Source organism: Citrobacter sp. RHB35-C17 (assembly GCF_013816795.1).
In the GTDB taxonomy this organism is placed as follows: domain Bacteria; phylum Pseudomonadota; class Gammaproteobacteria; order Enterobacterales; family Enterobacteriaceae; genus Citrobacter_A; species Citrobacter_A amalonaticus.
Genome location: NZ_CP057150.1, coordinates 3,920,043 through 3,933,084 on the forward strand (window position 1 = coordinate 3,920,043; position 13,042 = coordinate 3,933,084).

General features: G+C 55.8%; 12 protein-coding genes and 1 other RNA gene. 4 read left to right on the top strand and 9 right to left on the bottom strand.

The window, feature by feature from the left end:
• Positions 1-104: 104 nt before the first annotated feature.
• The 4 genes from ubiI to ygfB all read right to left on the bottom strand — a co-directional run bounded on the left by ubiI (position 105) and on the right by ygfB (position 4,494).
• Positions 105-1,307, bottom strand: coding sequence for an FAD-dependent 2-octaprenylphenol hydroxylase (gene ubiI / locus HVZ37_RS18670; protein ID WP_181627870.1), 1,203 nt, complete (start codon positions 1,305-1,307; stop codon positions 105-107).
• Positions 1,308-1,395: 88 nt separating this feature from the next.
• Positions 1,396-2,574 (bottom strand): 2-octaprenyl-6-methoxyphenyl hydroxylase, encoded by a 1,179-nt coding sequence (gene ubiH, locus HVZ37_RS18675; RefSeq protein ID WP_044264429.1) that lies wholly within the window; start codon positions 2,572-2,574, stop codon positions 1,396-1,398.
• The gene (gene pepP, locus HVZ37_RS18680; protein ID WP_042999353.1) at positions 2,571-3,887 is read right to left on the bottom strand and encodes a Xaa-Pro aminopeptidase; all 1,317 of its coding nucleotides are present in this window, start codon (positions 3,885-3,887) and stop codon (positions 2,571-2,573) included. Before pepP ends, ubiH begins: the two co-directional genes overlap by 4 nt.
• Before the next feature lie 28 nt (positions 3,888-3,915).
• The gene (gene ygfB, locus HVZ37_RS18685) at positions 3,916-4,494 is read right to left on the bottom strand and encodes a UPF0149 family protein YgfB (protein ID WP_086512802.1); all 579 of its coding nucleotides are present in this window, start codon (positions 4,492-4,494) and stop codon (positions 3,916-3,918) included.
• A 166-nt stretch (positions 4,495-4,660) separates the two neighbouring features.
• On the opposite strand from ygfB, the gene zapA reads away from it, so the two are divergent.
• The 3 genes from zapA to HVZ37_RS18700 all read left to right on the top strand — a co-directional run bounded on the left by zapA (position 4,661) and on the right by HVZ37_RS18700 (position 5,833).
• Positions 4,661-4,990 (top strand): cell division protein ZapA, encoded by a 330-nt coding sequence (gene zapA, locus HVZ37_RS18690; RefSeq protein WP_042999351.1) that lies wholly within the window; start codon positions 4,661-4,663, stop codon positions 4,988-4,990.
• A 42-nt stretch (positions 4,991-5,032) separates the two neighbouring features.
• A non-coding RNA gene (gene ssrS, locus HVZ37_RS18695) (6S RNA) lies at positions 5,033-5,216 on the top strand.
• Positions 5,217-5,236: 20 nt separating this feature from the next.
• On the top strand, positions 5,237-5,833 hold the full coding sequence (locus HVZ37_RS18700; RefSeq protein ID WP_044253985.1) for a 5-formyltetrahydrofolate cyclo-ligase: 597 nt from the start codon (positions 5,237-5,239) through the stop codon (positions 5,831-5,833).
• 395 nt (positions 5,834-6,228) lie between these two features.
• Here the strand turns inward: HVZ37_RS18700 and serA are convergent, their stop codons facing one another.
• Positions 6,229-7,461 carry a phosphoglycerate dehydrogenase gene (gene serA, locus HVZ37_RS18705; protein WP_042999349.1) on the bottom strand — a complete coding sequence of 411 codons (1,233 nt, stop codon included), beginning with the start codon at positions 7,459-7,461 and terminating at the stop codon, positions 6,229-6,231.
• A 267-nt stretch (positions 7,462-7,728) separates the two neighbouring features.
• Entirely contained in the window at positions 7,729-8,388 is a 660-nt protein-coding gene (gene rpiA / locus HVZ37_RS18710) for a ribose-5-phosphate isomerase RpiA (protein ID WP_042322083.1), read from the bottom strand.
• Between the two features lie 159 nt (positions 8,389-8,547).
• Between rpiA and argP the strand changes: the two genes are divergently transcribed.
• Positions 8,548-9,441: a DNA-binding transcriptional regulator ArgP gene (gene argP, locus HVZ37_RS18715; RefSeq protein WP_042322080.1), complete on the top strand. Its 894-nt coding sequence runs from the start codon at positions 8,548-8,550 to the stop codon at positions 9,439-9,441.
• 7 nt (positions 9,442-9,448) lie between these two features.
• On the opposite strand, the gene HVZ37_RS18720 is transcribed toward argP, so the two are convergent.
• From HVZ37_RS18720 to radA, 3 genes are read right to left on the bottom strand one after another with little or no spacing between them, the layout of a single operon-like run.
• A complete protein-coding gene (locus tag HVZ37_RS18720; protein WP_042999348.1) occupies positions 9,449-10,348 on the bottom strand; it encodes a LysR family transcriptional regulator in 900 nt (299 codons plus the stop codon).
• A gap of 21 nt (positions 10,349-10,369) precedes the next feature.
• On the bottom strand, positions 10,370-11,602 hold the full coding sequence (gene nadR / locus HVZ37_RS18725) for a multifunctional transcriptional regulator/nicotinamide-nucleotide adenylyltransferase/ribosylnicotinamide kinase NadR (protein WP_042999347.1): 1,233 nt from the start codon (positions 11,600-11,602) through the stop codon (positions 10,370-10,372).
• A 21-nt stretch (positions 11,603-11,623) separates the two neighbouring features.
• Positions 11,624-13,006: a DNA repair protein RadA gene (gene radA / locus HVZ37_RS18730; protein WP_181627871.1), complete on the bottom strand. Its 1,383-nt coding sequence runs from the start codon at positions 13,004-13,006 to the stop codon at positions 11,624-11,626.
• Between the last annotated feature and the right edge of the window lie 36 nt (positions 13,007-13,042).

Consider the following 13,042-nt stretch of genomic DNA (forward strand, 5'->3'; position numbering starts at 1 on the left):
AAGAAGAGTGAAATTAGTTTATTTCAAATGAGGGAAACCTCCCGGCGAAGACGCCGGGAGAAGGAAATGTGACGGGTTTCAAATTCTTTAAAAAGAGGGAATGCTTAGCGAAGCCACTCAGGCAGATCGTTTAATCCCATTGCCTGACGGAGAAGTTGCGGTTTAACGCCAGGGAGCGTATCAGCCAGTTTCAGCCCTATATCACGCAACAGTTTTTTCGCCGGATTCGTCCCCGCAAACAGCTCGCGGAATCCCTGCATGCCCGCGAGCATCATCGCGGCGCTGTGCTTACGGCTACGCTCATAGCGACGCAAATAAAGGTACTGACCGATATCTTTACCCTGACGATGCAGACGTTTGAGTTCATCCACCAGTTCTGCTGCATCCATAAAACCGAGGTTTACGCCCTGTCCGGCCAGCGGATGGATAGTATGCGCAGCGTCGCCCACCAGCGCCAGACGATGCGCGGCAAACTGGCGCGCATAGCGTCCTGTCAGCGGAAACACCTGGCGGTCGCTTTCCACCTGACACAGCCCCAGACGATTATCAAAGGCGATGTTCAGCGCCTGATTAAATTGCTCATCGCTAAGCTGCTGCATCCGTCCAGCCGCTTCCGGCGCAAGCGACCAGACGATGGAGCACAAATGCGGATCGCTGAGCGGCAAAAACGCCAGAATGCCTTCACCGTGAAACGCCTGACGGGCAACAGCACCGTGCGCTTCTTCGGTGCGAATAGTCGCGACCAGCGCATGATGGCGGTAATCCCAGAAGGTCAGCGGGATGTCTGCCTTATTGCGTAGCCACGAATTCGCCCCATCGGCGCCAATCACCAGACGCGCGGTGAGCATTGCGCCATCTTTCAGCGTCAGGAAGGCTTCGTTTTCCCCCCACGCCACCTGCTGCAATTCGGCAGGCGCCATCAGCGTGATATCGGAGGATTGCTGCGCTTTTTGCCACAGCGCGTAATGGATCACGGCGTTCTCTACGATATGGCCCAGATGGCTGTAGCCCATGCTTTGGTCATCAAATTCAATGCGGCCAAAGCTGTCCTTATCCCACACTTCCATCCCGTGATAACAACTGGCGCGACGAGCCACAATGTCTGACCAGACGCCCAGACGGGTAAGCAGTTTTTCACTGGCGGCATTGATTGCCGACACGCGAAGCGCAGGATCGGCATCCATCGCCAACGGCTGCGGTTCACGCTGTTCGAGCACAGCGACACGTAAACCGCTGCCCTGTAACCCGCACGCGACAGCCAGGCCAACCATGCCTCCACCCACGATTGCTACATCAACACTTTGCACTGTTTACTCCTGGAAATCGGAAACCGCCATCGGGCGTCATGTTCGTATAAATACCGGATGGCGCTTCGCTTATCCGGTCTGGAGATGTTTACCGCGCCACCCAGCCTAACGTCCGCTGCGCAAACGCATTGCGGGCGGGAGGGCATAATTCCATGGTCATCAGTCCCATGTTGCGCCCAACAACCAGCGGCGCCCAGCGGTTGGCAAACAGATGGACCAGACTGTCCGTCACGCCGACCGTAGCCTGGCGATCCCCCTGACGACGCTGTTGATAGTGCGAGAGCACGGCGTAATCACCGACGTCCCTGCCCGTTGCCTGCGCTTCAGTCAGCGTTTCGGCGAGGCTCATGACATCGCGCAGTCCGAGGTTGAACCCTTGCCCTGCAATCGGATGCAGCGTCTGCGCGGCGTTACCCACCAGCACGGTACGGTGCGTGAATGCCTTCGCCGCCGTGGTGAGCGACAGCGGATACGCGCTCCGTTTGCCTGCGTGCGTGATTTTCCCCAACCGCCAGCCAAATGCCGTCTGGAGTTCGCGACAGAAACGTTCATCTGACCAGCTCAGAATCTCCTCACGGTGTTCCAGCGGATGGCACCACACCAGCGAACTGCGCCCTTCAGACATCGGCAGCATCGCCAATGGTCCATGCGCCGTAAACCGTTCAAACGCGCGGCCATTATGTGCAACGGCGGTTGAGACGTTAGCGATCACCGCCAACTGCTCATAGGGTTCCTGTTGCCAGTCAACGCCGCAGGCGGTGGCCAGCGCTGAACGGGTACCATCCGCTGCCACCAGAACGCGTCCGACGATCGTTTCGCCCGTCTCCAGCGTGACATTCACCTGGTCTTCGGTACGCGACACGCTGGCAACCCGATCCGGGCAGTGCAACGTGACGCCAGGCGCTTTTCGCAGCAGAGCAAACAGGCGTAACCCCACGTCATGCAGCTCAACCACCTGACCCAGCGCCGGAATGCGATAGTCCTCAGCGTGGAGCGTCACAAAACCGGCATGACCCCGATCGCTGACGTGGACGGTATTGATCGCGGTGGCGCAGTCGGCAATTGCCTGCCAGACGCCAATGCGTGCCAGTTGTTGGCAGGTCCCCGCCGCGAGCGCAATCGCCCGGGCATCAAACCCGGGATGACTGTCCGCTTCGGGGGCAGTCGCTTCAATCAGATGAACCGGCAGCGTCCCCTGACTCAACCGGGAAATCGCCAGCGCCAGCGTCGCGCCCACCATGCCACCGCCAACAATGATCACGCTCATGCCTTTTTCGCCGCCGCCATTAACGCTTCAATCTCATCCGCCTTTTTGACGACGCCAGCGGTCAGATTTTCGTTGCCGTTTTCGGTGATCAGAATGTCATCCTCAATACGGATCCCGATCCCCCGATACGCTTCCGGGACATCGGCATCAGGCGCAATATACAGCCCTGGTTCAACGGTAATCACCATTCCTGGCTTCAGGATGCGGGAACGATCCTGCTCATATTCGCCGACATCATGGACATCCAGCCCCAGCCAGTGGCTCAGACCGTGCATAAAGAACGGACGATGCGCATTATCGGCGATCAGTTGATCCACTTCGCCCTGCAAAATACCCAGCTTCACCAGCCCGGTAATCATAATGCGCACGACTTCGCCGGTGACTTCCTGAATCGAGGTGCCCGGACGGTACAGACGCAGGCTGGTTTCCAGTGATTCCAGGACGATGTCGTAGATTTCACGTTGCGCCGGGGTAAATTTGCCATTCACCGGGAACGTTCGGGTGATATCCCCGGCATAGCCCTGGTACTCACAACCTGCATCAATCAGCACCAAATCGCCGTCGCGCAGTTCACTTTCATTTTCGGTGTAATGCAGAATACAGCCATTTTCACCGCTGCCCACAATGGTGTTGTAGGACGGATAGCGTGCGCCGTGGCGAGTAAATTCGTGGTGAATTTCGCCTTCCAGGTGATACTCAAACATCCCCGGACGGCATTTCTCCATCGCCCGGGTATGCGCGAGTGCCGTAATTTCTCCGGCGCGACGCATCACCGCAATCTCTTCAGGCGACTTAAACAGGCGCATTTCATGCACCATCGGCCGCCAGTCGATCAGGGTCGACGGCGCTTTCAGGTTCTGGCGTGAGCCTTTGCGCAGTTTTTCCAGCGCGGTGAAGACAATCTCATCCGCATACGCATATTCGCCCTGCGCGTGATACACCACGTCCAGACCGTTAAGTAGTTGAAAAAGCTGTTGATTAATTTCGCTGAAGGCCAGCGCGCGATCCACCGCCAGTTTTTCCGGCGCGGCATCTTGCCCCAGACGTCGACCAAACCAGATTTCTGCAGTCAGATCGCGAACGCGGTTGAACAACACGCTGTGGTTATGGGTATCGTCGCTTTTAATCAGTACCAGAACGGCCTCCGGTTCGTTAAAACCGGTGAAATACCAGAAATCGCTGCTCTGGCGATACGGGTATTCACTGTCCGCGCTGCGCGTGACTTCCGGCGCGGCAAAAATCAGCGCGGCGCTGCCTGGCTGCATTTGCGCAAGCAGTGCCTGGCGACGACGTTGGTATTCCTGCGGTGTCATGACGTGGCCTCCATTATCGTTTTACTTTTTAGTGTAGGGTCGGTTTACGCACTTCCGGTGCGGTCGGCGGCTGACGAGTGAAGGTATCGTGGCACAGCAGCGCCGCGACACGCACATACTCGATGATCTCTTCGAGCGACATCTCCAGCTCTTCTTGATCTTCATCTTCGTCATAGCCGAGCTGCGCGATATTGCGCAAATCGTCGATGGCTTCGCCCGTTTCTCCGGTCACTTTATCGAGCTTCGGCTGCGTAACGCCGAGGCCAAGCAGGAAGTGATTAACCCATCCCGCCAGTGCGTCTGCACGATCGAAAACGCTCACGTCATCGCCTTCAGGCAGATAAAGCTGAAAAAGGAAACCATCATCTTCCAGCGCGTCGCTGGTCGCGGAGTGCATCTTACGCAGCGCCTGAGCCAGTTCATGACCGAAGGCCAGCCCTTCGTTCGTCAGGTCGTGAAGCAGCGGCTGCCAGGAGCTGTCGTTATTACCACCGCAAATCATCCCGCTGATCAAACCGTGCATTTCCGCTGGGGTCAGTCCGGCCCCTTGTTGGTTCAAATACTGGTTCATTTCACTGTAACCAGGCATTTCGTTCTGTATAGACATAAGCATTCGTCATCAAAGGGAGGATATTCATGGTATGCTACCACTTTGGACCCTGGTGAACCAGAATAGGGCTTGTATCTTCACACCAGGGTAGCTATAGTGTCGCCCCTTCGCGGACCCAGGGTCTGGAGACGAAGGCAGCACAGTCAATCAGCAGGAAGGTGGCATGTCTGCACAACCCGTCGATATCCAAATATTTGGCCGTTCACTGCGAGTGAATTGCCCGCCTGAACAAAGGGATGCGTTGAATCAGGCTGCGGACGATCTGAATCAGCGGTTGCAAGATCTGAAAGTTCGCACTAGAGTCACAAATACTGAGCAACTGGTATTCATTGCTGCACTGAATATTAGCTACGAACTGGCTCAGGAAAAAGCGAAGACCCGCGACTACGCGGCGAGCATGGAACAACGTATTCGGATGCTCCAACAGACCATTGAACAGGCACTGCTTGATCAGGGTCGCATAACCGAAAAAACGAACCAAAACTTTGAATAACACTTTTCGGTTTACTATGGTAGAGTGACCGTGAAGACAAAAATTTCTCTGAGATGTTTGCAAGCGGGCCAGTCCCCTGAGCCGATATTTCATACCACAAGAATGTGGCGATCCATGGTTGGTGAGCATGCTCGGTCCGTCCGAGAAGCCTTAAAACTGTGACGACGCATTCACCTTGAACCAAGGGTTCAAGGGTTACAGCCTGCGGCGGCATCTCGGAGATTCTCCTTCTACCTGGCGACAGCCATGACATTACTTTCTGAACTCCCTTTATCACGACAAACCATTCGCCAGATGATTAGGCAACGTCGTCGTGCGCTCACACTTTCGCAGCAAATCACCTTCGGTCAGCAGGCCGCAACACGCATGCTTGCATACCCTCCCGTAGTGATGGCGCACACGGTCGCCGTGTTTTTGTCATTTGATGGCGAACTCGATACTCAGCCCCTAATCGAACAACTCTGGCACGCGGGAAAACGCGTCTATCTCCCGGTCCTGCACCCATTCAGCCCCGGTAATTTGCTGTTTCTGCACTATCACCCGCACAGTGAACTGATCACTAATCGGCTGAAGATTCAGGAACCTAAACTCGACGTTCGTGATGTTCTGCCGCTTTCGCAACTGGACGTGCTGGTCACGCCACTGGTGGCGTTTGATGAGTACGGTCAGCGTTTAGGGATGGGTGGCGGATTCTACGATCGCACCTTGCAAAACTGGCAACAGCATGGTCTGACGCCCGTAGGGTATGCCCACGACTGTCAGCGTGTGGAGAAATTGCCGGCAGAAGAGTGGGATGTCCCCTTACCGGCCGTCGTAACGCCGTCAAAAGTGTGGGAGTGGTAAGCGCTTCTTTGCTGATTGACACCGCCGTTTTTTTGACCTAAATTTCCTCGGTAAGGGTGAGGGAGGCGAACCTCCCTCCTGCGTTTTCGCTGTTAATATGCTGGCCAGGCGATGATTAACAGGATAAGCAGCATGATGACATAACTCATCATCGTCCCTTTCCTTTTTAGAGCCCCTGCTTCGGTAGGGGCTTTCCCGTTTCAGCGCTGTGCTGCGCCTCTATCGTAAATTCCTTTTGTTGATGTACAACGCGTAGCGAAGCCTTTAATCATCAATTGCGGCAAGGCTCGAAAACAGGATGTATGCGTTACAACAAGGGATGGCGATGTCGGGAAAACGAAGGGAGAAAGGAAGAAATGACGGGCAGACTCAGCGCCTGCCCGCATCGGTAAGGATCAGTACAACAGGCGCGCGCGAATAGTGCCCGGAATGGCCTTCATCGCCAACAGTGCTTTCTCGGCGACTGCTTCATCCGCTTCAATATCGATAACGACATAGCCCATTTGCGCCGACGTTTGCAGATACTGCGCGGCAATGTTGACGCCCTGCTCGGCAAAAATCTGGTTCAGGGAAGTCAGCACGCCAGGACGGTTTTCATGGATGTGCATCAGACGACGCCCGCCGTGGAGCGGCAGCGACACTTCCGGGAAGTTAACCGCAGAAAGCGTAGAGCCGTTATCGGAATACTTCGCCAGTTTACCTGCCACTTCCAGACCGATGTTTTCTTGCGCTTCCTGAGTGGAACCTCCGATATGCGGCGTCAGAATCACGTTATCAAAGTCACAAAGCGGTGAAGTGAACGGATCGCTGTTGGTTGCCGGCTCGGTCGGGAACACGTCGATTGCTGCCCCTGCCAGGTGTTTGGTCGCCAGCGCATCGCACAGCGCGGGAATATCTACCACGGTGCCACGTGCGGCGTTGATCAGCAGCGAGCCAGGCTTCATCAGCGCGATCTCTTTCGCGCCCATCATGTTCTTCGTTGAGGCGTTTTCCGGCACGTGCAGGCTGACCACGTCGCTCATGTTGAGCAGTTCAGACAGATGCTGAACCTGAGTGGCGTTACCCAGCGGCAGCTTGTTTTCAATATCGTAGAAGTAAACGTGCATCCCCAGCGATTCCGCCAGAATACCCAACTGAGTCCCGATGTGGCCATAGCCAATAATGCCGAGTCTTTTACCACGTGCTTCAAACGAACCGGCAGCCAGTTTATTCCACACACCGCGGTGCGCTTTGGCGTTTGCTTCCGGTACGCCGCGCAGCAGCAGTAGCAGCTCACCAATCACCAACTCCGCCACAGAACGGGTGTTAGAGAACGGCGCGTTAAACACCGGAATACCGCGCTTTGCTGCCGCCTTCAGGTCTACCTGGTTGGTGCCGATACAGAAACAACCGATAGCGACCAGTTTTTCCGCCGCGTTGATCACCTCTTCTGTCAGATGGGTACGGGATCGCAGGCCAATGAAGTGGGCATCACGGATGGACTCTTTCAGCTCTTCAGCATCCAGTGCCCCTTTGTGAAATTCGATGTTGGTATAACCTGCTGCCCGAAGGCTATCCAGCGCCTTTTGATGCACGCCTTCAACCAGCAGAAATTTAATCTTGTCTTTCTCCAGCGATACCTTTGCCATTTCCCGACCCTGTCTTTTTATGCAATCTGATATTGTGTGTGTGGATTTGCATCCGCCTTTCAACATATCAAAAATAATTATTGCGGCAATATGAACGTTTGCGTCGCTCTGTTGAGGAACGTTCATTCAGTGGCAAATGCCAGAGGAAAATGCTGGGGATAAGTTTTTCTTTGGAGAAATCAGCAGGGCAAGATTCAAAACGTGATACATGTCACCAAATTTGCCCTGCAAAAAAATTTTAACCGGGGAAGCGCTCCCCTGGTCAGATCATTTCACGATGGTTTTGACGCCGTCAGCGGTCCCGATTAACGCCACATCCGCGCCACGGTTAGCAAACAGGCCGACAGTCACCACGCCGGGAATAGCGTTAATGGCATTTTCCATCGCCACCGGATCGAGGATCTCCATGCCGTGCACATCAAGGATCACGTTACCGTTGTCAGTCACCACACCCTGACGGTATTCCGGACGACCGCCCAGTTTGACTAACTGGCGAGCCACTGCGCTGCGCGCCATTGGGATAACCTCAACCGGCAGCGGGAAGTTACCCAGAATATCCACTTCCTTGGACGCGTCGGCGATACAGATAAATTTCTTCGCCACGGAGGCAATGATTTTTTCACGGGTCAGCGCCGCGCCGCCGCCTTTAATCATCTGCATGTGACCGTTAATTTCGTCCGCGCCATCAACGTAAACGCCAAGGCTGTCCACTTCGTTGAGATCAAACACAGGGATGCCGAGGCTTTTGAGTTTTTCGGTTGAGGCATCCGAGCTGGAAACCGCGCCTTCAATCTGACCTTTCATGGTGCCCAGCGCGTCAATAAAGTGCGCGGCTGTTGAACCGGTACCTACCCCTACAATGGTGCCGGGCTGTACATACTGAAGTGCCGCCCATCCTACTGCTTTTTTCAGTTCATCCTGCGTCATGATTGTCTCGCCTTTGTGGAGAAAAATTCACGCGCATTATAGACCATTGCGCGGAAAAATCTTCCCGACCCGCTCGCAGGCTACGGATTTCGTCTTTACCCAATGCAAATTTATGTCATAGTGCAGAATAAGCAAAAATTTCAGGAGTGTGTCAGATCAATGAAACGTCCGGACTACAGAACACTACAAGCACTGGATGCCGTTATACGTGAACGCGGGTTTGAGCGCGCGGCGCAAAAGCTGTGCATCACCCAATCTGCCGTTTCGCAACGCATCAAGCAGCTTGAGAATATGTTCGGACAACCGCTGCTGGTCCGCACCGTTCCGCCGCGTCCGACCGAGCAGGGGCAAAAACTGTTGGCGCTGCTTCGTCAGGTCGAACTGCTGGAAGAGGAATGGCTGGGCGATGAGCAGACCGGTTCCACGCCGTTGCTGCTGTCGCTGGCGGTTAACGCCGACAGTCTGGCGACCTGGCTGTTACCGGCCCTGGCGCCGGTACTGGCTGACTCCCCTATTCGTCTTAACCTGCAGGTGGAAGATGAAACCCGCACCCAGGAACGTCTGCGTCGCGGCGAAGTGGTAGGCGCGGTGAGTATTCAGCATCAGGCGCTGCCCAGTTGTCTGGTGGATAAACTCGGCGCGCTCGACTATCTGTTTGTGGGATCCAAAGCGTTTGCCGAACGCTACTTCCCGAACGGTGTCACCCGCTCCGCGCTACTGAAAGCGCCTGCGGTGGCGTTTGACCATCTGGACGATATGCACCAGGCCTTCCTGCAACAGAACTTTGATCTGCCGCCGGGCAGCGTTCCGTGCCACATCGTCAACTCTTCGGAAGCCTTTGTGCAACTGGCGCGTCAGGGCACCACCTGCTGTATGATCCCGCACCTGCAGATTGAAAAAGAGCTGCAAAGCGGTGAACTGATCGATCTCACGCCAGGCCTGTTTCAGCGCCGGATGCTCTACTGGCATCGGTTTGCGCCTGAAAGCCGCATGATGCGCAACGTCACCGACGCGCTGCTGGCCTACGGTCACAAGGTGCTGCGTCAGGACTGAGCCGGTCTCATTCTGCGGTGTAGAAGTGTCTGAGCTCATCGAACTGCATGGCAAATTCGATATAGCTCATCAGCGCGGGAGAGTTCAGCTTACGGCTGGGATACACCAGCCAGAGATCGTTTCCCGCCACTGTCCATGGCGCCAGTACCGGTATCAGAGCGCCCTTTTCGATTTTATCTTCCAGCATAAACGCCGGCAGCAGTGTGATCCCCGCCCCTGCGATGGCGCTTTCGCGGGCATAGACCAAATTATCCGTCAGATGCACCCGCTCAGGCATGTACTGATAGTCTTCATCACCGCGATGAAATAACCACTCAGCCCAGGCTTTGTGCGCGATGCAATGGTGTTCGACCAGTTGACGGGGATGGTTCAACGGCGCATAACGTGACAGATAATCGGGCGAGGCCAGCAAATAGCGCGGGCAATGGCCAATCATACGTCCGATCAGCGAGGAATCCTGCGGCTTACCAGTGCGCAACGCGACGTCAAAACCGCTGTCCACCAAATCCAGCAGTTCATCGGAGATACTGACCTCAAGATAAACATCGGGGTAGCGTTGCTGGAACTGCGTGTTCAGGCGCGCGAGCAGTGTCGCGCCAATGCCCGCCGGCGACGTGATGCGCAATCGTCCGCTGGGGTTGTCGCGCAGGCGCTGAACCGCATAATCGGCGCGTTCGCTGGCAGCGAGTATTTCCCGGCAGTGCACCAGATAGTGTTCACCGGCGTAGGTCAGGTTCAGTTTGCGGGTGGTACGGTTGATCAGGCGAATGCCAACGTGCTGCTCAAGTTGGCTGATACGCTGACTGACGCTCGACTTCGGCAGCCCCGCCTTTTGCGCGGCGACGGTAAAACTGCCGTGTTCGGCGACCAGGGCAAACAGCGCCATATCCTGCAAGTGCTTAAACATCGCGTTCACCCCTGGCGAGGATCACCCCTGCTCACCCATCATCTCTTTGACCAGCTCGACGCAACGCAGGAAACGGCCATCGTAATCCGCCTCTTCGACATGCACGAAGTCGATATTGTTTTCGCGCAACATCTCCACCAGCAGCGTCTGAAATTCTTTGCGATCCACTGAACTACCGAGGCTGCGCAGACCGTCCGCCACCCACGGCGTGTTATTTTCCAGCAGGATCACCAGGTCAAAGCGGTATTCATCGATCAACGCCTGCACAAACGGATGTTCTCGCCCTTCGTACTTTTTGCAGAAGGCCTGAGTCGTGACGAAGTCGGTGTCGACAAACGCCACTTTATTGGCGTACTTCACTGCAAAATCAATGTACTGCGCGTGGCCCAGCGCGATTTTATCGTAGTCAGAATATTGTAGCGCCATCTCATCCCCCCCGAGGTGAGAGAAGACATAATCCCGGCCATACTCCCACGCACTGGTGGTATTGAAGATATTCGCCAGCTTATTGACCAGCGTCGATTTCCCACTCGATTCTCCGCCCAGCACCGCCACGGTACGCACGAAGAACGGCTTCACTTCGGTAGGAATATATTCCCAGTAGCGGAAGGGGTTTTCACGGATTTGCGCGCCGCTGATGCTCATAAAGGTCCGTTTCGGGTCGATAAGCACCGTTTCGATACCCAGATGTTCCAGGTACTGCGGGGCATCGGCTTCCTCTGAGGTATAGATCCAGTTTGGCGCAATCCCCTTCTCCGCCATAAACGCTTTGATGCCCTTACTCCAGACGTCCCAGCCGTGCGGATACGGCTCCATCCCCTCTTCGTTGAAGGCATGAATGCGGATATTTTTCTGATATTTGAACGTTTGTAACAGCCAGCGCAGACGATCCGGCACGGTCGGTTGCTGGGACATGGCGCTGTCTTCAAACAGCGCGCGGTCGCGCGTATCGTCATAGCCCATGATGATATGCAACTCGTCCACCTGGCTACAGGCGCGCTGAATCAGATAGATATGACCGGTGTGCAGCGGATAAAATTTGCCGAACACCACACCGATATTTTTCTGCTGCCGGGGAAACTCCAGCCCCAGAAAACGGTGCAACGCCTCCAGCTTTTGCGCGCTGGGGCTTTTGATCTTGGCATTGAGAAGTTGGCTGAGATAGCCCTTGGTCATTCCACTGGCATCCGCCACTTGTTGCAGGGTACAGCCCTTTTGCTTGATCGCGGTTTTCAGATAATCAAATGACGACATGGGTAACCTCCGTTTCACTCATTATAAGTCGTCAAACACGTTTAACGCATCCGCCAGCTTCTTGACACCAAAAACCTGCATCCCTTCCGGCGGTTTTTTCGGCACGTTAGCTGCCGGAACAATCGCGCGACGGAAACCATGTTTTGCGGCCTCGGAAATACGCTCCTGACCGCTGGGCACCGGGCGAATCTCTCCTGCCAGCCCCACTTCGCCAAACACTACCAGGTCCTGCGGCAGCGGCCTGTCGCGCAGGCTGGAGACCATCGCCAGCAGCAGCGCCAGATCCGCGCTGGTCTCTGTGACTTTGACGCCGCCCACCACGTTAACGAACACGTCCTGATCGGCCATTTGCAGACCGCCGTGACGGTGCAACACCGCCAGCAGAATCGCCAGACGGTTCTGCTCCAGCCCCACCGCGACGCGACGCGGGTTGGCCATCATCGAGTGATCGACCAGCGCCTGGATCTCCACCAGCAGCGGTCGCGTCCCTTCCCAGACCACCATCACCGAACTGCCGGAGGTGACTTCATCGCCACGACTCAGGAAGATCGCCGAAGGGTTGCTCACTTCGCGTAGTCCCTGTTCGGTCATCGCGAAGACCCCTAACTCATTCACCGCGCCAAAACGGTTTTTGTGGCTGCGCAGGGTACGAAAACGGGAATCGGCATCGCCATCCAGCAATACCGAGCAGTCGATGCAGTGCTCAAGCACTTTTGGCCCGGCCAGCGAGCCGTCTTTGGTCACGTGGCCCACCATCACAATCGCCACGCCGCGCGTCTTGGCAAAGCGCGTCAGGTAGGCCGCCGTCTCACGCACCTGCGCCACGCTGCCGGGTGATGACTGGATATCCGCCATGTGCATAACCTGAATGGAGTCGATCACCATCAGCTTCGGCTGCTCTTCATCTGCAATCAGGCAAATCTGCTCAATACTGGTTTCCGAAAGCATGTTGAGATTGTTGGTCGGCAAACCGAGACGGTGCGCGCGCATTGCCACCTGCTGCAGGGACTCTTCCCCGGTGACGTACAGGGTTTTCATCTGCTCCGCGAGCTTGCACAGCGTCTGCAATAACAGCGTGGATTTACCCGCGCCGGGGTTACCGCCAATCAGAATCGCACTGCCGGGAACGACGCCGCCGCCCAGCACGCGGTCAAACTCTTTAAAACCGGTGGAAAAACGCGGCAGCTCTTCCAGGCTGATATCGGAAAGCTTCTGAACCTTTGCAACGCCAGCGCTCCCGGCATAACCACTCAGTCGCTCATTACGCGCCACCGTCGGCGATGCAGCCAGGCGCACCTCGGTGATGGTGTTCCAGGCATGACAGGCGCTGCATTGCCCCTGCCAGCGCGGATAATCCGCCCCGCATTCATTACATACAAAGGCGCGTTTTGGAGCTTTTGCCACGGTTTACCTCGTTATCTCTGTACCGCCTGTGTGCCG

What these genes read in the sequence shown, in the direction of transcription:
- ubiH (WP_044264429.1), bottom strand. Translation starts at nt 2,574, where the DNA reads ATGAGCGTGATCATTGTTGGCGGTGGCATGGTGGGCGCGACGCTGGCG.
- ygfB (WP_086512802.1), bottom strand. Translation starts at nt 4,494, where the DNA reads ATGTCTATACAGAACGAAATGCCTGGTTACAGTGAAATGAACCAGTAT.
- nadR (WP_042999347.1), bottom strand. Translation starts at nt 11,602, where the DNA reads ATGTCGTCATTTGATTATCTGAAAACCGCGATCAAGCAAAAGGGCTGT.
- HVZ37_RS18700 (WP_044253985.1), top strand. Translation starts at nt 5,237, where the DNA reads ATGACATTACTTTCTGAACTCCCTTTATCACGACAAACCATTCGCCAG.
- HVZ37_RS18720 (WP_042999348.1), bottom strand. Translation starts at nt 10,348, where the DNA reads ATGTTTAAGCACTTGCAGGATATGGCGCTGTTTGCCCTGGTCGCCGAA.
- rpiA (WP_042322083.1), bottom strand. Translation starts at nt 8,388, where the DNA reads ATGACGCAGGATGAACTGAAAAAAGCAGTAGGATGGGCGGCACTTCAG.
- zapA (WP_042999351.1), top strand. Translation starts at nt 4,661, where the DNA reads ATGTCTGCACAACCCGTCGATATCCAAATATTTGGCCGTTCACTGCGA.
- serA (WP_042999349.1), bottom strand. Translation starts at nt 7,461, where the DNA reads ATGGCAAAGGTATCGCTGGAGAAAGACAAGATTAAATTTCTGCTGGTT.
- argP (WP_042322080.1), top strand. Translation starts at nt 8,548, where the DNA reads ATGAAACGTCCGGACTACAGAACACTACAAGCACTGGATGCCGTTATA.
- pepP (WP_042999353.1), bottom strand. Translation starts at nt 3,887, where the DNA reads ATGACACCGCAGGAATACCAACGTCGTCGCCAGGCACTGCTTGCGCAA.